This window comes from Cupriavidus sp. GW822-FHT02D05, from assembly GCF_058802485.1.
The window spans coordinates 1-20572 of sequence record NZ_JBXAOE010000027.1 but is presented as its reverse complement, the minus strand read 5'-3'; the positions used below and the strand labels follow the sequence as shown (position 1 = coordinate 20572).

Annotated in this window: 21 protein-coding genes; all 21 read right to left on the bottom strand. The window is 67.6% G+C overall.

Annotated features, from left to right (window positions below; genetic code table 11):
- Nucleotides 1-6 precede the first annotated feature (6 nt).
- Nucleotides 7-693 carry a 2-hydroxychromene-2-carboxylate isomerase gene (locus AC1RQK_RS29660; protein WP_492812850.1) on the bottom strand — a complete coding sequence of 229 codons (687 nt, stop codon included), beginning with the start codon at nt 691-693 and terminating at the stop codon, nt 7-9.
- A 33-nt stretch (nt 694-726) separates the two neighbouring features.
- Complete coding sequence (locus AC1RQK_RS29655) at nt 727-975, bottom strand: DUF1289 domain-containing protein (protein ID WP_492812848.1); 249 nt, start codon at nt 973-975, stop codon at nt 727-729.
- 51 nt (nt 976-1026) lie between these two features.
- Nucleotides 1027-1554: a YbaK/EbsC family protein gene (locus tag AC1RQK_RS29650; protein WP_492812846.1), complete on the bottom strand. Its 528-nt coding sequence runs from the start codon at nt 1552-1554 to the stop codon at nt 1027-1029.
- A 25-nt stretch (nt 1555-1579) separates the two neighbouring features.
- On the bottom strand, nt 1580-2515 hold the full coding sequence (locus AC1RQK_RS29645) for a hydroxymethylglutaryl-CoA lyase (RefSeq protein WP_492374280.1): 936 nt from the start codon (nt 2513-2515) through the stop codon (nt 1580-1582).
- A gap of 117 nt (nt 2516-2632) precedes the next feature.
- Complete coding sequence (locus AC1RQK_RS29640) at nt 2633-3574, bottom strand: 2-hydroxyacid dehydrogenase (protein WP_492374279.1); 942 nt, start codon at nt 3572-3574, stop codon at nt 2633-2635.
- Nucleotides 3575-3669: 95 nt separating this feature from the next.
- Complete coding sequence (locus tag AC1RQK_RS29635; RefSeq protein ID WP_492812844.1) at nt 3670-5706, bottom strand: acetyl/propionyl/methylcrotonyl-CoA carboxylase subunit alpha; 2037 nt, start codon at nt 5704-5706, stop codon at nt 3670-3672.
- Between the two features lie 97 nt (nt 5707-5803).
- Entirely contained in the window at nt 5804-6850 is a 1047-nt protein-coding gene (gene bioB, locus AC1RQK_RS29630) for a biotin synthase BioB (protein ID WP_183032148.1), read from the bottom strand.
- Between the two features lie 57 nt (nt 6851-6907).
- Nucleotides 6908-7630 carry a dethiobiotin synthase gene (bioD, locus tag AC1RQK_RS29625; RefSeq protein ID WP_492812842.1) on the bottom strand — a complete coding sequence of 241 codons (723 nt, stop codon included), beginning with the start codon at nt 7628-7630 and terminating at the stop codon, nt 6908-6910.
- Nucleotides 7627-8844 (bottom strand): 8-amino-7-oxononanoate synthase, encoded by a 1218-nt coding sequence (gene bioF / locus AC1RQK_RS29620; protein ID WP_492812841.1) that lies wholly within the window; start codon nt 8842-8844, stop codon nt 7627-7629. The genes bioD and bioF overlap by 4 nt, the downstream gene beginning before the upstream one ends.
- Nucleotides 8834-10321, bottom strand: a complete 1488-nt coding sequence (gene bioA / locus AC1RQK_RS29615) for an adenosylmethionine--8-amino-7-oxononanoate transaminase (RefSeq protein ID WP_492812839.1) — start codon at nt 10319-10321, stop codon at nt 8834-8836. Before bioA ends, bioF begins: the two co-directional genes overlap by 11 nt.
- 273 nt (nt 10322-10594) lie before the next feature.
- The gene (locus AC1RQK_RS29610; RefSeq protein WP_492812837.1) at nt 10595-11497 is read right to left on the bottom strand and encodes a dienelactone hydrolase family protein; all 903 of its coding nucleotides are present in this window, start codon (nt 11495-11497) and stop codon (nt 10595-10597) included.
- A 62-nt stretch (nt 11498-11559) separates the two neighbouring features.
- The gene (locus AC1RQK_RS29605) at nt 11560-12255 is read right to left on the bottom strand and encodes a glutathione S-transferase family protein (protein WP_492812835.1); all 696 of its coding nucleotides are present in this window, start codon (nt 12253-12255) and stop codon (nt 11560-11562) included.
- Nucleotides 12252-12677, bottom strand: a complete 426-nt coding sequence (locus tag AC1RQK_RS29600) for a YchJ family metal-binding protein (RefSeq protein WP_492812833.1) — start codon at nt 12675-12677, stop codon at nt 12252-12254. Before AC1RQK_RS29600 ends, AC1RQK_RS29605 begins: the two co-directional genes overlap by 4 nt.
- Nucleotides 12674-13363: an HAD family hydrolase gene (locus AC1RQK_RS29595; RefSeq protein WP_492812831.1), complete on the bottom strand. Its 690-nt coding sequence runs from the start codon at nt 13361-13363 to the stop codon at nt 12674-12676. The genes AC1RQK_RS29600 and AC1RQK_RS29595 overlap by 4 nt, the downstream gene beginning before the upstream one ends.
- A complete protein-coding gene (locus AC1RQK_RS29590) occupies nt 13360-14070 on the bottom strand; it encodes a 2-hydroxychromene-2-carboxylate isomerase (RefSeq protein ID WP_492812829.1) in 711 nt (236 codons plus the stop codon). Before AC1RQK_RS29590 ends, AC1RQK_RS29595 begins: the two co-directional genes overlap by 4 nt.
- A gap of 97 nt (nt 14071-14167) precedes the next feature.
- Nucleotides 14168-15298 (bottom strand): acyl-CoA dehydrogenase family protein, encoded by a 1131-nt coding sequence (locus AC1RQK_RS29585; protein ID WP_492812827.1) that lies wholly within the window; start codon nt 15296-15298, stop codon nt 14168-14170.
- Between the two features lie 48 nt (nt 15299-15346).
- A complete protein-coding gene (locus AC1RQK_RS29580; RefSeq protein ID WP_416050200.1) occupies nt 15347-16027 on the bottom strand; it encodes an SDR family oxidoreductase in 681 nt (226 codons plus the stop codon).
- Nucleotides 16028-16111: 84 nt separating this feature from the next.
- Nucleotides 16112-17308: an acetyl-CoA C-acetyltransferase gene (locus tag AC1RQK_RS29575; RefSeq protein WP_492812825.1), complete on the bottom strand. Its 1197-nt coding sequence runs from the start codon at nt 17306-17308 to the stop codon at nt 16112-16114.
- A 92-nt stretch (nt 17309-17400) separates the two neighbouring features.
- Nucleotides 17401-18072, bottom strand: coding sequence for a carbonate dehydratase (gene can / locus AC1RQK_RS29570; RefSeq protein ID WP_416050198.1), 672 nt, complete (start codon nt 18070-18072; stop codon nt 17401-17403).
- The gene (gene aceK, locus AC1RQK_RS29565; RefSeq protein ID WP_492812823.1) at nt 18069-19913 is read right to left on the bottom strand and encodes a bifunctional isocitrate dehydrogenase kinase/phosphatase; all 1845 of its coding nucleotides are present in this window, start codon (nt 19911-19913) and stop codon (nt 18069-18071) included. Before aceK ends, can begins: the two co-directional genes overlap by 4 nt.
- A gap of 161 nt (nt 19914-20074) precedes the next feature.
- Nucleotides 20075-20572, bottom strand: a 498-nt coding sequence (locus tag AC1RQK_RS29560; protein WP_492812821.1) for an acyl-CoA dehydrogenase family protein, incomplete at its 5' end; no start/stop codon positions are given.

Genomic DNA, 20572 nt, shown 5'->3' with positions numbered 1-20572 from the left:
AATCAGCTAGTCAGCGCGCGGCGTGGGAGGTGGCGGTGCATCGGCTCGCCCCGCGCCAACCGGCGATGCGGCGGCGGCACGGAATGCGTCCGAGGCAAAGAAAGGATCCTGGGCAAGCCGCGCGGTGAGCATGTCGAGCGCATCCAGGCCCCAGAACAACTGCCCCTCGGCATCCCCCTGCAGCGCAGCGGTAGGTACGCCGAACACGCCGCGCGCCAGCGCTTCGTCCCCGTTTTCCCGCAGGCGCGCCTTGACCGCATCTTGCGCCAGCGCAGCGGTAGGTACGCCCAGCGCACCGCATAGCGCGTCGAACTCGGCCTGCTGCTGGGGCACGTGGCCTTGCTGCCAGACGAAGCGGAAAACCGGTGCCAGCGTGGCGTGCGAGAGCCGGCCTTCGAGCTCCAGCGCGACCGCCAGGCGCAGCAAGGGCAGCGGATTGAACAGGTGCACGGCGGGCATGGCGAGCGGCGTGCCGTCGCGGTGCGCGATCCAGGTAACGTGCTCGAAGGTAAAGCGGCGCTTGGGCGCGATCTCCGCCGGGCCGACGTTGCCCCAATGGCGCAGCAGCCCGGCAAACAGCAGCGGCACGTAGCGCACCGAGACATCGGCTGGCAAGGCCCGGGGCAAGCGCTCGAACGCCAGGTAGGCGAACGGCGAGATCGGGTCGAAGTACCAGTCGATGGCGGTTGTCATGGCCGGGTCACGCTGTGTTGTGGGTGCGATGCATCATGGCGCCGCTCTTGCGGCCAACGCCGCGGCGCGCTGCGGCAGCAGCAGCCAGATCCTGCGCCGCCCGGCCTCGTCGCTGCCGGACCATGCGGCGATCTCGTCGATGGTGCGCAGGCAGCCTTCGCAATAGCCGCTCGCGGCGTCCATGCGGCACACGTTGCGGCACGGCGACGGCACGGGCTGCGCGTGCTGGGCGGCTTGCGCGCCGCGCGTGAGCTCGGCGGCGAGGCGGGTGGCTTGCGACATCGCCTCAGCCCTCGCCCCGGGTGCCGCGCATGACGCGTGCAAGCAGCGGCTTCATGCCGATTGGCGCTGCGCCACGTCGGCCACCTCGGCCCCGGTCATGCGCTGCAGATCCTGGGGCGTGAGGTTGAACACGGCGTGCGGATGGCCGGCGGCCGCCCACAGGCTGTCGTAGCGGAACAGGTCGCTGTCGAGCAGCATGACGGGCGCCACCGCGTGGCCGATCGGGCAGACGCCGCCAATGGCGTAGCCCGTCTTCTCGCGCACGAACCTGGCGTCGGCCTTGCCGAGCGGGCCCACCACGGCGGCGACCTTGGCTTCGTCGACGCGGTTGCTGCCGCTGGCGATCACCAGCACCGGTGCGTCGTCGGCGACGCGGCGAAAGATGATGGACTTGGCGATCTCGGCCACCGAACAGCCGAGGCCGGCCGCTGCCTCGGCCGAGGTCTTGCCGGTGGCGGGCAGCATGACCACGGGCTTGTCGTGGCCAAGGCCGGCCAGCAGGCCGGCCACGCGCTGCGCCGCTTCGGGCAGCGCGGCGGTGTCGTTGGCGTTGGCGTTGTCGGGAGAGTGAGCGTTCATGTCGATAGGGTTCGGATGAAAGGCCTTATACGCAGGCAGGCGCGGCGTCCGCGGCGGCGCCCCACTTGGTCAGCAGCGCGCGTCCCACGCGCGAGCTGTTGGCGCGGCCGATCGACTGCGAGATGAAATCGCCCGCGCGCACCACCTGCTCCAGGTCCACCCCGGTGTGGATGCCCATGCCGTGCAGCATGTACAGCACGTCTTCGGTGGCCACATTGCCGGTGGCGCCCTTGGCGTAAGGACAGCCGCCGAGTCCTGCCACCGAGGCGTGGAAGATCGAGATGCCGACCTGCAGGCTGGCCAGGATATTGGACAGCGCCTGGCCGTAGGTATCGTGGAAATGGCCGGAGAGCCGGTCGATGGGGAATTCGGCGGCGACCGCGTGCATCACCTCCTGCACCCGGCCCGGCGTACCCACGCCGATGGTGTCGGCGATGTCGATCTCGTCGCAGCCGAGATCGCGCATGCGGCGCACCACGTCCACCACCGCGTGCACCGGCACCTCGCCCTGGTAGGGGCAGCCCAGCGCGCAGGAGATGCTGGCGCGCAGGCGCAGGCCTTTTTCCTTGGCGGCGGCGGCGACAGGCGCGAAGCGCTCGATGGATTCGGCGATGGAGCAGTTGATGTTCTTTTGCGAGAACGCCTCGCTGGCGGCGCCGAAGATCACGACCTCGTCCGCCGACGCGGCCACCGCGCCTTCGAAGCCCTTCATATTGGGCGTGAGCACGGAGTACAGCGTGCCCGGCCGGCGCTGGATGCGCGCCATCACCTCGGCGCCATCGGCCATCTGTGGCACCCATTTGGGCGAGACGAAGGAGGCGGCCTCGATATTGACGAAGCCGGCGTCGCTGAGACGGTTGATCAGGTCGACCTTGACCTCGGTCGGCACCATCGCCTTCTCGTTTTGCAGGCCGTCGCGCGGGCCAACTTCTACGACTTTTACATAGTGGGGCAGGGTCACGATGTCTCCTCGCTGTCTGGTTGCTGCGCACGCGTCGGAGCGTGCGCGATTTAACTAATGTGCGGACATTGGGCTCGGGCTCCCGGCGCAAACGCTCCGCCCCGGCGCCCGGCTTGCTCAATAGCCGCGTTGCAGGTCGACCACGCCGGCGATCGGCTGGCCCGCGCCCAGCGCGCGGATCTTGGCCGCGATCTGGGCGACGCTGTCTTCGCGCAGCGTCAGTGCCGCGATATGCGGCGTGATGGTGATGCGCGGCTCGGCCCAGAACGGATGCTCGGCGGGCAGCGGCTCAGTGCGGAACACGTCGAGCGTGGCGCCGGCAATCTGTCCCGACTGCACGGCGGCCAGCAGGTCTTGCTCAACCAGGTGCGGGCCGCGCGCCACGTTGACCAGGTAGGCCCCCTTGGCGAGCTTGCCCAGCAGCCCGGCATCCAGGATGTTCTCGGTTTCCGGCGTGAGCGGCAGCACGTTGACCAGCACGCGCAGGCCATCCAGGAACGGCGCCTGGCCAGCCTCGCCGGCAAAGCCCTGCACGCCTTCGATATCGCGCGCCGTGCGGCTCCAGCCGCGCACCGGGAACCCGAAGCCGGCCAGCGCCTGCGCGATCTGCGCGCCGAGCGTGCCCACGCCCATCACGCCCACGGTGAAATCGGCGCGGCGATGCGGCTTGAGAAAGCGCCAGGTGCCGGCCTGCTGGGCCAGCGCGTACTCGTCCAGGCGGCGGAAATAACGCAGTACCGCGTGCGTCACGTAGTCGATCATCTGCGCGGCCATGCCGGCATCGTCCAGGCGCACGATGGGCACGCCGGCCGGCAGCGCGTCCGGGTCGGTGTCGCGCAGGCTCAAGATGCCGTCCACGCCGGCGCCCAGGTTGAACACGGCTTTCAGGTCGGTACGCCCGCGCAGCATCTCGAGCGGCGGGCGCCACACCACGGCGTAGTCGACCTGCTCGTTCTTGCTGTCTTCCCAGGTCAGGCATTGCGCTTCGGGCAGGGCCTCGGCAAAGCCGTCGATCCAGGGCTGGTAACGGCCGTCCGGTACATACAACTGCAACTTCATCTCATCTCCACTCTGGTCTTCTTTCTCTTCTATTTTCGCAGAGGATAGGCGTGGCCTGCGGTTTTCTTGCAGCGGGCGCCGCCTGAAGGGGCGGCTCAGCCGTTGCCGGCTTCGAAGGACAGCAATTGCGCGCCTTCGCCGACCTGCTCGCCCACGCCATACAGCACCTCGCCCACCACGCCGTCGGCCGGCGCACTGATGGTGTGCTCCATCTTCATGGCCTCCATCACCAGCAACGGCGCGCCGCGCGCAACCCGGCTGCCGGCCTGGACCATGACCGCGATGACCTTGCCGGGCATGGGCGCGGTGAGCTTGCCGCCCTCGCCTTCGCCCTCGGCAGCATGCGCGAGCGGGTCGATCCAGGTGAGGGCCACATGACGGTGGCCGCTGAATACATGGAAGGTATCACCTTCCGCGTGGACCTGCCCACGGGCGCGCCGCGTGCCGAGATCGACACGGATATCGTCCGCCGCGCACTGCGCCCGGAAGGGCGCGGCCTGGTCGGCGAAGAACAGCGTACTGCCGCGCGCATCGGTGGCGAGCGTCACGTCGGCGATGTGGCTGCCCGCCAGGCCACCCACCGAGAAGCGCAGGGCGCGCCGCTCCCCGCCATTCAACCGCCATGCGCCCGCATGCTGCCAGGGCGAATGCGCGTCGGCCGGGTCCACGCGGCGCGCGCGGGCTTGCGCATCCAGCAACGCCGCTACGGCCAGCGCGATCACTTCCATGCCGACCGGCGCGGGCGGCGGGAACAACGCCGCCTGGTTGCGCTCGATCAGGCCGGTGTCGAGGTCCGCCGTGCGGAACGCTTGCGAGGTCACCAGCCGCCGCAGGAAAGCCACATTGGTGGACAGGCCCACCACACGGTATTCGGCCAGCGCCTGCGCCATGCGCGCCAATGCCTCCTCGCGGTCGCGGCCCCACACGATCAGCTTGGCGATCATGGGGTCATAGTACGGGCTGATGGTGTCGCCCTCGCGCACGCCGGAGTCGATGCGCACGCCAGCCGGGCCGTTGCCGTCCTGGCCCAGCGCGAATGTGACCGCTGCCGGTGTGCGCAGGTAGCGCAGCGTGCCGGTGGAGGGCAGGAAGCCCTTGTCGGGGTTTTCGGCGTAGACGCGGGCTTCCAGTGCATGGCCGTGGATGCGCAGTTGTTCCTGCTTCAGCGGCAGCGGCTCGCCCGAGGCTACGCGCAGTTGCCATTCCACCAGGTCCTGCCCGGTGATCATCTCGGTGACCGGGTGCTCTACCTGCAGGCGGGTGTTCATCTCCATGAAGTAGAACGAGCCGTCCTGGTTGGCGATGAATTCCACCGTGCCAGCGCCGACGTAGCCCACGGCCTGCGCGGCGGCAACAGCGGCTTCGCCCATGGCGCGCCGGCGTTCCTCGCTCATGCCAGGGGCCGGCGCTTCCTCCAGCACCTTCTGGTGGCGGCGCTGCACGGAGCAGTCGCGCTCGAACAGGTAGACGCAGTTGCCGTGCGTGTCGGCAAAGACCTGGATCTCGATATGGCGGGGGCGGGTCAGGTATTTCTCGACCAGCACGCGGTCGTCGCCGAAGCTGGCGCTGGCCTCGCGCTGCACGGACGCCAGCGCGGCTTCGAAGCCGTCGCTGGCTTCCACCACGCGCATGCCCTTGCCGCCGCCGCCGGCGCTGGCCTTGAGCAGCACGGGGTAGCCGATGCGGTCGGCCTCGCGGCGCAGCAGGGCGGCATCCTGATCCTCGCCGTGGTAGCCGGGCACCAGCGGCACCGCGGCCGCCTCCATCAGGCGCTTGGCCGCGCTCTTGCTGCCCATGGCGCGGATGCTGGATGCCGGCGGCCCGATAAAGACGAGGCCGGCTTCTGCGCAAGCTTCTGCGAAGCCGTCGTTCTCGGAAAGGAAGCCGTAGCCGGGATGGATGGCCTGCGCGCCGGTGGCCTTGGCCATCTCGATGATGTGGTCGCCGCGCAGGTAGCTGTCGCGCGCTGCCGCGCCGCCGATATGCACGGCCTCGTCGCACAACGCCACGTGGCGCGCGTTGGCGTCGGCGTCGGAGTAGACGGCTACCGTGCGGATGCCGAGGCGGCGGCAGGTGGCTGCCACGCGGCAGGCGATTTCGCCGCGATTGGCGATCAGGATCTTGTTGAACATGGCGCCCTCCCCTGATGAACCTCTGCCCGCAGCCAGTGTGGTTGCGGGGACGGCGGCCATTGACCATGGGCCCTTGGCCGCCGCCATTGCCGCCAGCTTACCCTGCGTAGCCCTCGGTGCGGATATCCAGCCGTGCCAGCAGCGCGCGATCGCGATCGGCCTGGGGGTTGGCGGTGGTCAGCAGGCGGTCGCCGTAGAAGATGGAATTGGCGCCGGCCATGAAGCACAGGGCCTGCAGCGCGTCGTCCATGGTCTCGCGGCCGGCGGACAGGCGCACCATGGCGCTGGGCATGGTGATGCGCGCCACCGCGATGGTGCGCACGAACTCGAACGGGTCGATCGGCGCGGTGTCGGCCAGCGGCGTGCCCTTGACCGCCACCAGGTTGTTGATGGGCACCGACTCGGGATACGGGTCGAGGTTGGCGAGCTGCGCGATCAGCCCGGCGCGCGCCTCGCGCGATTCGCCCATGCCGACGATGCCGCCGCTGCACACGTTGATGCCGGCCCCGCGCACATGGCCAATGGTGTCCAGGCGGTCCTGGTAGGTGCGGGTGCCGATGATCTCGCCGTAGAACTCGGGCGAGGTATCGAGGTTGTGGTTGTAGTAGTCCAGCCCCGCGTCCTTCAGGCGCTGCGCCTGCTCGGCTTCCAGCATGCCCAGCGTGACGCAGGTCTCCAGGCCCATGGCCTTGACCTCTTTCACCATTTCGATGACTGGCTCAAGGTGGCGGTCCTTCGGGCTGCGCCAGGCGGCGCCCATGCAGAAGCGGCCAGCGCCGCTGGCCTTGGCGGCGCGCGCGGCTTCCAGCACTTCGTCGAGCGCCATCAGCTTGCCCGCGGTGACGCCGGCATCATGGTGCGCGCTCTGCGGGCAATAGCCGCAATCCTCTTCGCAGCCGCCGGTCTTGATCGACAGCAGCGTCGAGAGCTGCACGGCGTTGGCATCGAAATGCTCGCGGTGCACCTGCTGGGCGCGGAACAGCAGATCGTTGAACGGCAGCGCGTACAGCGCGGCGACCTCGGCGACGGTCCAGTCGCCCGGCTTGGTGGCGGGGGCAGACTCGGTAAAGCGGCGGGCGGTCTGGCGCAGGGTGTCGGCGGAAATGGTGGCGACGGTTTCGCCGGCGTGGGTGGTTGCGGTCATGTTTGCGATCTGTTCCGGTAATTCGTTCAGTGTTTTCAGTCTTGGTCCGGTGCGCGCTCAGGCGGCGACACCATCGCCTGCGGCATGGCAAGCGGCAAGCAGCGGCGCCAGCGCGAGCTGGCTGGCGGCTTCGGCCGGCGCGACCTGCCACGGCAGCGTGCCGAGCCAGGGCGCGCCCAGCGCCGCGCGCAGCGTGTCGATGTTCTCGTCGGCGAGCTGCATGCCGGGATCGATGCGGTTGGCGATCCAGCCGGCCAAGTGCAGGCCGCGCGCGCGCACGGCTTCGGCGGTAAGCAGCGCATGGCTGATGCAGCCCAGGCGGATGCCGACCACCAGCACCACCGGCAGGCCGAGCATCACGGCAAGGTCGGCCGTGTCCCAGCCGCCTTGGTCGCGCGGCGCGCCGTCCAGTGGCACGCAAAAGCCGCCGACGCCTTCCACCACCACCGCGCCGGCCCGCGCCTGCAGCGCGGCAAACGCGGCGCGGATCGGCTCGCGCGTGATGCGCGTGCCCTCGATGGCGGCGGCCAGGTGCGGCGAAGCCGGCGTGCGCAGCAAAAACGGGCACGTCTGCGCCTGCGCAACGGCCACCGCGCTGGCTGCGCGCAGTTGCGCCACGTCATCGTTGTGCCAATAGCCGTTGCGCCATTCGCTGCCGCTTGCCACTGGCTTCATGCCAACGGCCTGGTGGCCGGCGGCGCGCAGCGCGTGCAGCAAGGTGGCGCTGGCGTGCGTCTTGCCGATGCCGGTGTCGGTGCCCGTGACAAAACAGGCGATCATGACGCCTCCTTGCGCGGCACCACGCTGGCCAGGCTGGCCAGCAGGCGCTCGACATCGGCCACGGTATGCGAGGCCGACAGCGTGATGCGCAGGCGCGCGGTACCAACGGGCACGGTGGGCGGGCGGATCGCGCCGACGCGGATGCCGTCGGCCTCCAGCGCCGCGGACAGTGCCAGCGCCGCCACGTTGTCGCCCACGATCACCGGCTGGATCGCCGTCGAGCTCTCACCCAGGCGCCAGCCAGCCGCCCGCGTCAGGCCGGCCAGGCCGCTGCGCAGCGTATGGATCAGCTTATCCAGCTGCGCGCGGCGTAGCCGCCCTTCGTCGCCGGCGATCAACGCCAGGCTGGCGGACAGGGCGTGCGCCACCGCCGGCGGCGAGGCCGTGGTGTAGATGTACTGCCGCGCGGTGTTGACGAGATGATCGATGATGGTCTCGTGCGCGGCCACGAACGCGCCCGCCACGCCGGCGGCCTTGCCCAGCGTGCCGATATAGATAAAGCGCGGCGACGTCAGCGCGAGGTGCTCCAGCACGCCGTGGCCTTGCTCGCCCAGCACGCCGAAGCCATGTGCGTCATCCAGGATGATCCAGGCATCGTGCCGCTCGGCCAGCGTCAGCAGCTCGGCCAGCGGCGCAAAGTCGCCGTCCATGCTGAACACGCTGTCGGTGACGATCAGCTTGAGCGGGCTGGTGCTGGCGGCCAGCAAGCCTTCGAGCTCGGCCACGTTGCGATGCGCGTAGCGGCGGACCTCGGCCCGCGCCAGGCGCGCGCCGTCGATCAGCGAGGCATGGTTGAGCGCTTCGCAGAAGAGCGTGGCATCGGCGCTGCCTAGCGCGGTCAGCACCGCCATGTTGGCCATATAGCCGGTGCTGAAGTAGAGCGCGGCCGCGTGCGGAATGTTCGGCGCGAACCACGCCGCCAGTTCCCCTTCGAGCCGGTGGTGGGCCAGCGAATGGCCGCTCACCAGGTGGGAGGCCCCGCTGCCCGCGCCGAACTGGCGCGCGCCCTCGGCCATGGCCGCGATCAGCGCGGGATGGTTGGCCAGGCCCAGGTAGTCGTTGCTGCAGAACGTCAGCAACGAGTGCATCTCGCCGCCGCAGGCATCGCTCACGGCTTGCTGCGGCGCACAGGCGGAGTACGCGGTGCGGCGGCGCCGCGTCAGTGCCTTTTCGTCGCGCTCGGCGGCGGCCAGGGTCAAGTGCTCAAGCAGCATCGCGTATCTCCGTGGGTGCGCCGGTACCGTTGCCAGCGCTGTCGTTCTGGTCCATGCCGGCGAGTACCGTGTCGAGCGTGGCTTGCAGCTGGCCTGCCAGCCATTGCGCAAGCGCCGCGTCGAACACGTACGGGGGCATGATGTAAAGCGTGCGGCCGATCGGCCGGATCAGCACGCCGTGCTTGCGCGCGGCATGATGGAAGCGCGCGGCGAACTCGCCCGCGTCGGCCGCGTATTCTTCGCGCACATCGGCGGCCCAGATCAGGCCGCGCTGGCGTACGTGATGCAGCCGGGCATCCGCCGCCAGCCCTGCCATGGCCTGCGTGAGCCACTGCGCGCGCTGGCGGTTCTGCGCCACCACGTCTTGCTTGGCGAACAGGTCGAGCGTGGCCAGCGCGGCGCGGCAGGCCAGCGGGTTGCCGGTATAGGAATGCGAGTGCAGGAAGCTGCGGGCGCGGTCCGGGTCGCGCGCCTCGGCCACGAAGGCCTGCTGGATCGCGCTGCGCGACAGCACCAGCGAGAGCGGCAGGTAGCCACCGCTGATGCCTTTGGACAAGCACAGAAAATCCGGCCACAGGTGCGCCGGCAGCGGTGCGCCGGGCTCGGCCGCGCCGCGTGCCTGCTCCCACGCGAAAAAGGTGCCGGTACGCCCGCACCCCACCGCGATCTCGTCGGCGATCAAATGCACGCGGTAGCGGTCGCACAGCGCGCGCACGCCTTCCAGGTAGAGCGGATCATGCATGGCCATGCCCGCGGCGCACTGCACCAGCGGCTCGATGATGAGCGCGGCAATCTGGCCGCCGCGCGCCTGCAGCAGCGCCTCCAGCGCATCCAGCGCGCGCTGCGCAACCTGCGCGGCGCTCTCGCCCGGCGCGGCCTGGCGCGCATCCGGCGACATCACCACGTGCGAGCTCATCAGCATCGGATCGTAGGCATCGCGGAAGATCGCCACATCGGTCACCGCCAGCGCGCCCACGGTCTCGCCGTGGTAGCCGTGGCGCAGGCAGACGAATTCGCGCTTGCCGCCCAGGCCGGTGTTGCGCCAGTAGTGGAAGCTCATCTTCAGCGCAATCTCCACGGCGGACGCGCCGTCGCTGGCATAGAACGCATGGCCGAGCGCGCCGCCGGTCAGCGCCGACAGGCGCTCGGCAAGCTCTACCGCCGGCGCGTGCGTGCAGCCGGCCAGCATCACGTGCTCAAGCATGTCGAGCTGCTCGCGCAGCGCGGCGTTGATGTCCGGGTTGGCGTGGCCAAACAGATTGACCCACCAGGAGCTGGTGGCGTCGAAATAGCGCTGGCCGTCGGTGTCGTGCAGCCAGGGGCCCTCGCCGCGGGCGATGGCGAGCGGCGGCTCGCCGGCATCGGGCCGCAGCGGCGTGCACGGATGCCATACCGCGCGCAAGCTGCGCTCGCCGAGCGTGGGCTGGGCAAGATGCGCGCTCGGCGCCAGGGACGCGGAATTGGACTGGTCTTCCAAGGAAACCCTCCTTTGTTGACCGCGCGCTGGCCGGCCCAGGCCGGCGAAGCCTGGCGTGGCGGCACTTGCGTGCGGGTTGGGGAGAGTCATGGTAGGGAGCTACCTGGTGAATTGGCAAACAGCGCCGGATTTACACGTTGACGACACGTTGAACGACAAAGCACGAAGAAGCACCTAACCGCCTCGTATCCCGATGCTTGCGTGCGCCTATCTCCACCCTGCGCAGCCGGATGCGGCGCGCGATTCCATCCGTCTATCGAAAAAAATCACGCATCATGGCTGCGGATCGAACGAAAGCCCGATCTCCTTGAAGAACCGCTCGACCTCCGGCAGCCAGATCGGCACGCCCGCGCGGGCGCCGAACAGCGTATGGGAGTCGCCCGCGAATGTGCCGTAGTCCACCATGCGGGCGTTAGCGGCAGGGCCATGCGCCCGCGCGGTATAGGCCTCGAAGAATTTTGCCGGCAGGGGCTGCGGCCAGTAGCTGTCGTTATCGCCGTACAGCCACAGCGAGGGATAGCGCGCCTGTTTGCCGTAGTCGCCGAACGCGTCCACCAGGTTGAATTCCCAGCGGCTGCAAGACTCGTCGCGCAGTCCGCCGGCAAAATTGATCACGCCCAGCACGCCCGGATAGGCGATGGTGCTGAATGCCATGGTGGTCAGCCCGCCATGCGACTGGCCGATCACGACGATGTGCGACTTGTCCACATAGGGCTGCTTGATCATGTATTCGAGTGTGGCCACCACGTCTTCGGCCTGCACCAGGCCGTTGCTCTCGACATTGCAGCCGCCGCCGATATAGGCGCCGCCGGATTTGGAAAAGCCCTGGCGCATCGGCAGCGCCACAACGTAGCCGCGCTTGACGAATTCCGCGCTCTGCAAGAGGTAGCGTGCGCGCGACTGGAAAGCTGGCTTGCCCAGCGCCTTGCCGTGATTGATCACGACCAGCGGAAACGGGCCGTCGCCGGGTGGCTTGAAGATGGTGGTCTCCAGCTCCAGCGAGAACATGACGCCGGGCTTGGGAACCATTGCGACCTGCTCAGACGAGCCGGGGATGATGGCGGTGATCGCCCCTGGTGCCTGCGTGGCCTGATTCGCGGATGGCGTGCGCGCCATCGGCCCGGTGAATGGCAGGGTCAGCAGCAGGGCCAGGGCCAGTCGTTGCATCCACCTCATGATTTGCCTGCTCCTTGGTTGCCCCTGCCGCGCGAGGCGCCGCTTGCCTGCTGCCCGCCGCCTCAGGCCGTGCGCCTGGGCAACGGATGCCCCGGCAGCAGGTCGTACGGATGGCGCCAGCCAGGCAGCGCACGCAACCGCTCGGTCCAGGCGTGGAGTTGCGGATACTCCTTGCGCCAGTGCACGCCGATCTCGTCGTCGTAGAACACGTAGCCGGCCAGCGAAAAATCCGCAATGCTCAGGCGCTCGCCCAGCACGTAGGCTCGCCCGGACAAATGCGTGTTGAGCACGTTCCACGCGCTCTCGCAGCGCTGCCTCAGGAACTGCAGCACTGCCGGGTCCGGCGCCTTGGTGAAGGTGCGCAGGAAGCGGTAGGTTGCGGTGTACGACGTGAACTTGTGGTTATCGAACAGCAGCCAGCGCAAGACCTCGGAGCGTTCGGCCTCGCTGGCGGGCCCGTAGATGTCGAGGCGCTGCGCGAGCAGGTCCAGGATCGCGCCCGATTGCGACAACCGCTGTCCATCGAACTCCAGCACCGGCGCCTCGCCCATTTCGTTGATGGCACGATACTCGAGCGTATGCGTCTCGCCGTTGAAGTAGTCGACGAAGCGCGGCGTCCACAGCGTGCGGCCACGCTGCACGCCGACGGTTTCCAGCAGCAATGCCACCTTGTAGGTGTTGCCGGATTGTGCGAAGCCATACAGCAAGTACTCCGTGTCCCGCGCAGCAGCAGCAGCAGCAGCCATCGATTCCGTCATGGTGTCTCCCCCAGCATTTCGCCATCGACATAAAGCCAGCGCGGCGCCTCGCCGGCGCTGCGCGGCTCGCGTACAAAGCGGCTGCGCTCGTGCAGCCGCCAGGCGCGCCCGCCCACCTTGTAGCGCGCCACGAACTCCACCTGGGCATGCGTCTCGTCCTGCTGCGCATGCGCCTTGACCGCCAGCCCGAGCCAGCGCGTGTCCGTGTCCGCGGCAAGGTCGGCCGGGCAGGTAGATGGATGCCAGGTATGGCGCAGCCAGTCCACGTCGCCCAGCACATAGGCGCTATAGCGCGAGCGCATCAATTGCTCGGCGTTGAACGGCAGCGCCTCGCCGCGATGAAAGCGCCCGCAGCAGGTGGCGTAGTCGCCCCCGCCGCATGGGCAGCCGCCGGTGCCGGCGCCGGACGCGCGCGCTTTCATCCGATCAGCCCCGGCAGCTCGCGCATATCGGTGAAGGTAGTGACTGCGCCGGCTGCCAGCAGCGATTGCGCCGCGTTGCGCGCAGCGTAGCCGAGCACCGTCATGCCCGCGGCAACGCCTGCGGTCACGCCCGTCGGACTATCCTCGATCACCACGCAGCGCGCAGGCTCCACATCCATGGTGCGCGCCGCCAGCAGGTACACGTCGGGCGCCGGCTTGCTGCGCTCGACCTCGGTCGACGAGAAGATATGCTCGCGCTCGTCCTGCTGGAATAGCTCCACCAGGCCGGTGCGCGTCAGTTGCAGCTTGACCTTGATGCGATCCGCGCCCGAGGCCACGCAGACCGGCAAGCCAGTCGCGACGATCGCGCGCACCGCCTCACGCACATGCGGCACCGCTTGCACTTGCGCCTCAAGGACTGCGTTGCGACGCACGAACCATTCCGACAGCCAGTTTTCCGGCAGCGGCGCGCCACGCCGGCTGGCGATGTTGTCGAGCTCTTCGCGCACCGCGCGGCCGAGAAACCACTTAGTGGATTCCTCGATCGAGATGCGGATGCCAAGCTCGTTGAGCATCTCGTTGAGCACGCGGTTGACGATGGGCTCGCTGTCGACGAGCACGCCGTCGCAATCGAAAATCACGCAGTCGAAACGGGGATGGCGGATCGGCTTGATGCTGGCATTCATGCGGGTTTCTTTTCCTTGCTGCTGTCTGTGCTGTTATCTGTGTTGCTTGTATTGCTCGTGCTGCTTGTGTTGTTGTCCATGCCCGGCACGGCACGCAGCGCCATCGGGCGCTTGCTCTTGAGGTGTGCCTCGATCTGGTCGAAGCGGTCGAAGCCCCAGAACGGCTCGCCGTCGATGATCACAAAAGGCGAGCCGAACACGCCCTTGGCCATCGCCACGTCGATCTCGGCCTTGAGCTGGTCCTTGATCTGGAAGCTGCTCGCGCCGGCATCCATGGCATGCGCGTCGATGCCGAGCGGCTCGGCCAGCTTCACCAGTTCGGCCGGCTCGGCGATGTTGATGTCATCCACGAACAGGGCGTGATAGACCGACTTGGCAAACGCGGTGGCGATATCATCGCCGTGATGGTTCTGCAGCCACAGCACGGCGCGCGCGGCCTGCGTGGTGGGCAGCGGGAAGTGCGTCGGACGCTTGTACTCGATATCGTGGAAGCGCGCGGTGCGCTCGAAATCGCGCCAGGAATAGTCGCCCTTGAGCGGCACCTGCGGCAGCGGCGAGCTGCCGGTGGTCTTGAACACCACGCCGAGCAGGATCGGATGCCAGGCGACGATGCGCCCGTACTTCTGCGCCAGCTCGTCGATGCGCGTGCTGGCGAAGTAGCCGTATGGCGAGGAAAAATCGAAGTAGAAATCGATGGCAGCAGTCATTGTCTGGGGGCTCCTGGCTTCTGGCCGTTTGGGTTCAATGCTTCGGTGATTCGATGATGCGCCAACAGGTTGGTTCCGTGCTGCGCGCGAGCCGCCCTCAGGCCAGCGCCCGAGCGATCAGTATCTTCTGAATGTCGCTGGTGCCCTCGTAGATCTGGCAGACGCGCACATCCCGGTAGATGCGCTCGACCGGGAAATCGCTGACATAGCCGTAGCCCCCAAAGACCTGGATGGCGGCCGAGCAGACCTCCTCGGCCATCTCGCTGGCATACAGCTTAGCCATGGCGGCCTCCTTCAGGCAAGGCCGGCCCGCATCCTTGAGCGACGCGGCATGCCACACCATCTGCCGCGCCACCTCTATCTTGGTCGCCATGTCGGCCAGGCGGAACTGCACGGCCTGGTGCGCGAACAGCGGCTGGCCGAAGCTCTCGCGTTCCTTGGCATACGCCAGCGCCGCGTCGAACGCCGCGCGTGCCATGCCGATGCTTTGCGAGGCGATGCCGATGCGTCCGCCCTCCAGGCCGGACAGCGCCATCTTGTAGCCGGCGCCCTCCTCGCCCAGCATATTGGCCGCCGGCACGCGGCAATCCTCGAACAGGATCTGCGCGGTGTCCGACGAATGCTGGCCGAGTTTTTCCTCCAGCCGCGCGACGATATAGCCGGGGGTGGCGGTGGGCACCAGGAAGGCACTGATGCCGCGCTTGCCCGCGGCCTTGTCGGTGACCGCGAGCACGATGGCCACGTCGGCGTTCTTGCCGCTGGTGATGAACTGCTTGACGCCATTGAGCACGTAGTCGTCGCCATCCCTCACCGCGCTGGTGCGCAGCGCGGCGGCATCCGAGCCCACGTGCGGCTCGGTCAGGCAGAAAGCGCCGAGCATCTCGCCGCGCGCGAGAGGCACCAGCCACTGCTGCTTCTGCGCCTCGCTGGCGAAAGCCATCAACATGCTGCACACCGGGCAGTTGTTGACGCTGATGACGGTCGAGGTGCCGCCATCGCCGGCGGCGATTTCTTCCAGGATCAGCGCCAGCGAGAGATAGTCGAGCCCGGCGCCGCCGTATTGCTCGGGCACGGCCACGCCGTAGGCGCCGAGCGCGGCCAGCTCGCGGTGCACCGCCTGCGGGAAGGTCTTGTCGCGATCCCACGCGGCGGCGTGCGGCGCGATCTCCTGCCGCGCGAACTGGCGCACGGCATCGCGGATCATTTCCTGTTCTGGCGTGAGCAGCATGTCAATTCACCAAGGTGGTAGCGGAGTCGGGAACCATGAATGCCGTGCTCACCACGGGATCACGCTGCCATCGTAGTTGCGAAAACCACCGTTATCCTGGCGCGTCGCGCCGGCGATCACGCCGCGCATGCCGGATACGCTTTGCTGCGGCGTGAGGTCGGCTTCCTTGCCGCCCATCTCGGTCTGCACCCAGCCCGGGTGGAAGGCCAGGCAGGTAGCGTGGCGCGCGTCGAGCGAGGCGGCCTTGAGCGCCGCGTTGGCCGCCGCCTTGCTGACCCGGTAGAGCCAGCTGCGGTTGCTGTCCATGGTGCCGATGCTGCCCATGCGCGAAGCCAGCACCGCCAGCACGCCACCCTTGCCCGAACGCCCGGCCTCGACCAGCGGCAGCAGCAACGGCAGCGCCATCATCGGCCCCAGCACATTGACGTGCATCACCTTGTCGAAGTCTTCGCGGGTGACCGGCTGCGCGCCTTCGGTGCGCGGGCCGATCACGCCGGCGTTGTAGATCGCTACGTCGATGGACTCGCCGTCCAGCTTCCAACCCAGCCCGGCGACCTGGCCCGCGTCGGTCAGGTCGGCGCGCAACGCCTCCGCGCCAAGCGCTTCGATGGCCTTGATGCCGTCATCGCTGCGCGCGACGGCCAGCACCCGCCAGCCATCGGCACGGTACTGGCGCACAAATTCGAGACCGATGCCACGCGAGGCACCAAGGATGAGAGCGGTTGGCAAGGCAGTACTCCTTCTTCTATATCGTTTGCGGCCTGGCTGCCGCGCGGTGGCGGCAGCTGCTCAGTTGCGGTCGATGCCGCGGGTTCAGACGATCTCCAGCCCCACCGCGGTGGCTTCGCCGCCGCCGATGCACAGGCTGGCCACGCCGCGCTTGCCGCCGGTCTTGCGCAGTGCACCGATCAGCGTAGCCATGATGCGCGCGCCCGAGGCGCCGATCGGGTGGCCCAGCGCGCAGGCGCCGCCGTGGATGTTGACCTTGTCGCGCGGGATCTTAAGGTCGTGCATGGCGGCCATCGGCACCACGGCGAACGCTTCGTTGATCTCGAACAGGTCGACGCTGTCGGTAGTCCAGCCGAGCTTGCGGTAGAGCTTGTTCATCGCTTCCACCGGCGCGGTGGTGAACCAGCCGGGCGCCTGCGCATGCGAGGTGTGGCCGAGCAGGCGGGCCAGCGGTTCCAGGCCGAGCCGCTTGGCGGTGGATTCGCGCATCATCACCAGCGCGGCGGCGCCGTCGTTGATCGATGACGACGAGGCGGCGGTGATGGTGCCGTCCTTGGCAAAAGCGGGCTTGAGCGATGGGATCTTGTCGACCTTGATGCGGCGCGGGCCTTCGTCGGTATCGATGATGGTGTCGCCACCACGCCCCGGCACCGTCACCGGCGCGATCTCCCAGCGGAAGTCGCCACGCTCGGTGGCCTGCTGGGCGCGCCGCACGCTCTCCATGGCGAACTCGTCCTGCGCCGCGCGGGTGAAGTCGTACTTGGCCGCGCAGTCCTCGCCGAAGGTGCCCATCGAGCGGCCACCGCCTTTTTCGTCCTTGATGTAGGCGTCTTCCAGACCGTCGAGCATCATGTGGTCGAAGATCATGCCGTGGCCGATGCGGTAGCCGCCGCGGCCCTTGGGCACCAGGTACGGCGCATTGGTCATGCTCTCCATGCCGCCCGCGATGCCGATCTCGAACGCGCCCGCGATCAGCGCGTCATGCACATTCATGGCGGCGCGCATGCCGGAGCCGCACATCTTGTTGACGGTGGTGCAAGCCACGCCAAGCGGCAGGCCAGCGCCCAGCGCTGCCTGCCGGGCGGGCGCCTGGCCCAGGCCCGCGGGCAGCACGCAGCCGAACACCACTTCCTCAATCTGCTCCGGCGCGAGGCCCGCGCGTTCGACCGCCGCGCGGATGGCGGCGGCGCCGAGCTGCGGCGCCGTCAGCGTGGCGAACTCGCCCTGGAAAGCCGCCATGGGGGTGCGGGCGGCGGATACGATGACTACGGGATCATGCATGGTGTGTCTCCAATGATTGGGGCGCTGGCTGGCGGCGATTGTTGGCTCTTCCGGGAATCTCTCTGTACTTGCCGACGACTGATGACCGATGTTCAGCGGATCGACGCTTGCGGCGGATCGCCGAACTGGCGGTAGGCGGCCTCAAGCTGTGCGTGCAGCTCGTCGTTGCTGCTGGCGGCCATGCCCAGGTCGCGCAGCAGGCCGTCGGACACGCCGTAGACCCAGCCATGCACCGTGACCGGCTGCCCGCGGTCCCACGCGTCCTGCAGCACCGTGGTCTGGCACACGTTGTTGACCTGCTCGATCACGTTGAGCTCGCACAGGCGCGTATGCGCATCTTCCTCGCGGGTGATGGTGCCAAGGTAGGCGCCGTGCTTGTCGGCCACGTCGCGCACATGGCGCAGCCAGTTGTCGGCCAGGCCGATGCGCTGGCGCTTGAGCGCCACCTTGACGCCGCCGCAGCCATAATGGCCCACCACGGTGATGTGGCGCACCTTGAGCACTTCCACCGCGAACTGGATCACGGACAGCGCGTTGAGGTCGCTATGGGCGATGACGTTGGCGATATTGCGGTGGACGAACACCTCGCCCGGTGCCAGCCCGAGGATCTGGTTGGCCGGCACGCGCGAATCCGAGCAGCCGATCCACAGGTACTCGGGCGCCTGCTGGTTGGCCAGGCGCATGAAGAAGCTCGGGTCTTCCGCATTGACGCGGTCCACCCACTCGCGGTTGTTGCGGAAAAGCTGGGCGATAGCGTCACTCATGCGACTCTCCTTGCGGGTGCGGGATCGTTGCCGTGCGCGCGCGCTTCGGCGTCGCCGCCGCCGGCGGCATAGCGATGGATAAAGCGTTCAGAAACATCATAGGCATAGAAATCATGGATTTGCCCGGCCAGCAGCCGGTCCTTGTGAGCCTGCCACATGGCAGGATCGAAAAAATCTTCGTGGTGCCGCAGGAAGGCAGCACGCACGCGCGCGTCGCCGAGCAGGAAGGTGCGATAGGTCTCGGGGAAGATGTCGTGCCGCCCGACGCTGTACCAGACCTCGCCCGACAGTTCCTCCTCCTCGTTGCGCGGCTGCGGCACGTGGCGGACATTGGTGTCCGTCATGTACTCGATCTCGTCGTAGTCGTAGAACACCACGCGCCCGTGGCGCGTCACGCCGAAATTCTTGTAGAGCATGTCGCCGGGAAAGATATTGGCGGCGATCAGCTCCTTGATGGCGTTGCCGTACTCGACGATGCCGTGCTCGACCTGCGCATCCGAGCCTTCCTGCAGCCAGATGTTCAGCGGCGTCATGCGGCGCTCAATATACACGTGGCGCACGACAATTTCCTCGCCACCATCCTTGCCGCGCTGGTATTCGATCATCGACGGCGCATGCAGCTCCAGCTCGCGCACCAGCGCATCGTCGAAGCGAGACAGCGGGAAGGCCACGTCGGAGTACTCCAGCGTATCGGCCATGCGCCCGACGCGGTCGTGCTGCTTGACCAGCTGGTACTTCGACTTGACCAGCTCGCGCGTGGTCTCCTTCGGCGCCGGGTAGTAGTCCTTGATCACCTTGAACACGTAAGGGTACGACGGCAGCGTGAACACCAGCATCACCAGGCCCTTGATGCCGGGTGCGCTGATGAACTTGTCCGACGAATGCTGCAGGTGATGCAGGAAGTCCCGGTAGAACAGGTTCTTGCCCTGCTTCTGCAAGCCCAGCGAGGTATAGATCTCCGCGCGCGGCTTGCGCGGCATGATGTCGCGCAGGAAGGTCACGTACGCCGACGGGATCTCCATGTCGACCATGAAGTACGAGTGCGTGAAGGAGAACAGGATCAGCAGTTGCACCTTCTTGAGCAGCACCGTATCGAGCGACAGCTTGCCATCGGGCGTGTGCACGATGGGAATCGCCAGCGGGAAGGTGCGATCGGCATTCAGGATACGGCCGATGATGAACGCCGACTTGTTGCGGAAGAACAGCGACGACAGCACATGGATCTGGAAATTCGGCGCAATGCGGAAGTCACCGAAATACTCGGTGACGGCGCGCACCACATAGCCGATATCGCGCGTGAGATCGTCAAACGGCCGCTCGAGCTGGAAGTTATGGACGATGCGTTCGAAGCACGCCGCCATGCCCTTGCGGCTGCCCGGATAGTAGGCGCGAAAGGTCGGCCGGGTGGGCGACTCCTCGTTCTCGATGTACTCGGTCGAGATGGCCGGGCGCACGAAGATGAAGTCGTTGTTGAAGTACGAACGGTGCAGGATGCGCGTGCACACCGAGTTGAAGAAGGTCTCGGCCAGTTCCGGCTGGTGATGGTTGGTCAGCAGCCCGATGTAGTGCAGCTTGATCTGCTGCCAGATCTCGTCCTCGATATTTTCCGCGTCGTATTCGTCTTCCAGGATCACGCTGGTTTCGCGCACCCGCTCGTTGTAGAAGTCGATGCGGTCGCGCTGCAGTTGCTGCAGGCCGAGCCAGTCGGCCGCTTCGAACTTCAGCTTGGCCAGGTGGCTGACTTCGCGGAACAGCCGGTAATGCTTGTCAAACCCGTCCAGCATGGTCCGGGCCACGTCGTAGGCGATCTGCGAGGACAGCAGCTTGGGGAAGTGGGACATGTCGCAGACCGGTGACTAAGGCTGGAGGTGGTTTCCGGAGATTGTAAATTGGTTCGGCGGCCGGGCGAGTGCTCTTTCGGTCAATTCGGCGTGGGCGGTGGGGCACTTAGGCTGGCGCTGCCGCCTTGCGGCGCCGCGCCCGGCCGCGTGCTGCGCCGGCATCACATGGTTTGCGAGAACAGCTCGCGCCCGATCAGCATGCGGCGGATTTCCGAGGTGCCCGCGCCGATCTCGTACAGCTTGGCGTCGCGCCACAGGCGGCCCACCGGGTATTCGTTGATATAGCCGTTGCCGCCCAGGATCTGCACGGATTCGCCGGCCATCCAGGTGGCCTTCTCGGCGGTATAGAGAATCACCGCGGCGCAGTCCTTGCGCACCTGGCGCACGTGTTCCTTGCCCAGGGAATCCAGGTTCTTGCCCACCGTGTACAGGTAGCTGCGCGCTGCCTGCAAGGTGGTGTACATGTCGGCCACCTTGCCCTGGATCAGCTGGAACTCGCCGATGCTCTGGCCGAACTGCTTGCGGTCGTGGATGTAGGGCGTGATGACATCCATGCACGCTTGCATGATGCCCACCGGGCCGCCGGAGAGCACGGCGCGCTCATAGTCCAGGCCGCTCATCAGCACCTTGGCGCCCAGGTTCTCGCCGCCGAGGATGTT

What these genes read in the sequence shown, in the direction of transcription:
- AC1RQK_RS29660 (WP_492812850.1), bottom strand. Translation starts at nt 693, where the DNA reads ATGACAACCGCCATCGACTGGTACTTCGACCCGATCTCGCCGTTCGCC.
- AC1RQK_RS29655 (WP_492812848.1), bottom strand. Translation starts at nt 975, where the DNA reads ATGTCGCAAGCCACCCGCCTCGCCGCCGAGCTCACGCGCGGCGCGCAA.
- AC1RQK_RS29650 (WP_492812846.1), bottom strand. Translation starts at nt 1,554, where the DNA reads ATGAACGCTCACTCTCCCGACAACGCCAACGCCAACGACACCGCCGCG.
- AC1RQK_RS29640 (WP_492374279.1), bottom strand. Translation starts at nt 3,574, where the DNA reads ATGAAGTTGCAGTTGTATGTACCGGACGGCCGTTACCAGCCCTGGATC.
- AC1RQK_RS29635 (WP_492812844.1), bottom strand. Translation starts at nt 5,706, where the DNA reads ATGTTCAACAAGATCCTGATCGCCAATCGCGGCGAAATCGCCTGCCGC.
- bioB (WP_183032148.1), bottom strand. Translation starts at nt 6,850, where the DNA reads ATGACCGCAACCACCCACGCCGGCGAAACCGTCGCCACCATTTCCGCC.
- bioD (WP_492812842.1), bottom strand. Translation starts at nt 7,630, where the DNA reads ATGATCGCCTGTTTTGTCACGGGCACCGACACCGGCATCGGCAAGACG.
- bioF (WP_492812841.1), bottom strand. Translation starts at nt 8,844, where the DNA reads ATGCTGCTTGAGCACTTGACCCTGGCCGCCGCCGAGCGCGACGAAAAG.
- AC1RQK_RS29610 (WP_492812837.1), bottom strand. Translation starts at nt 11,497, where the DNA reads ATGAGGTGGATGCAACGACTGGCCCTGGCCCTGCTGCTGACCCTGCCA.
- AC1RQK_RS29605 (WP_492812835.1), bottom strand. Translation starts at nt 12,255, where the DNA reads ATGACGGAATCGATGGCTGCTGCTGCTGCTGCTGCGCGGGACACGGAG.
- AC1RQK_RS29600 (WP_492812833.1), bottom strand. Translation starts at nt 12,677, where the DNA reads ATGAAAGCGCGCGCGTCCGGCGCCGGCACCGGCGGCTGCCCATGCGGC.
- AC1RQK_RS29595 (WP_492812831.1), bottom strand. Translation starts at nt 13,363, where the DNA reads ATGAATGCCAGCATCAAGCCGATCCGCCATCCCCGTTTCGACTGCGTG.
- AC1RQK_RS29590 (WP_492812829.1), bottom strand. Translation starts at nt 14,070, where the DNA reads ATGACTGCTGCCATCGATTTCTACTTCGATTTTTCCTCGCCATACGGC.
- AC1RQK_RS29585 (WP_492812827.1), bottom strand. Translation starts at nt 15,298, where the DNA reads ATGCTGCTCACGCCAGAACAGGAAATGATCCGCGATGCCGTGCGCCAG.
- AC1RQK_RS29575 (WP_492812825.1), bottom strand. Translation starts at nt 17,308, where the DNA reads ATGCATGATCCCGTAGTCATCGTATCCGCCGCCCGCACCCCCATGGCG.
- can (WP_416050198.1), bottom strand. Translation starts at nt 18,072, where the DNA reads ATGAGTGACGCTATCGCCCAGCTTTTCCGCAACAACCGCGAGTGGGTG.
- aceK (WP_492812823.1), bottom strand. Translation starts at nt 19,913, where the DNA reads ATGTCCCACTTCCCCAAGCTGCTGTCCTCGCAGATCGCCTACGACGTG.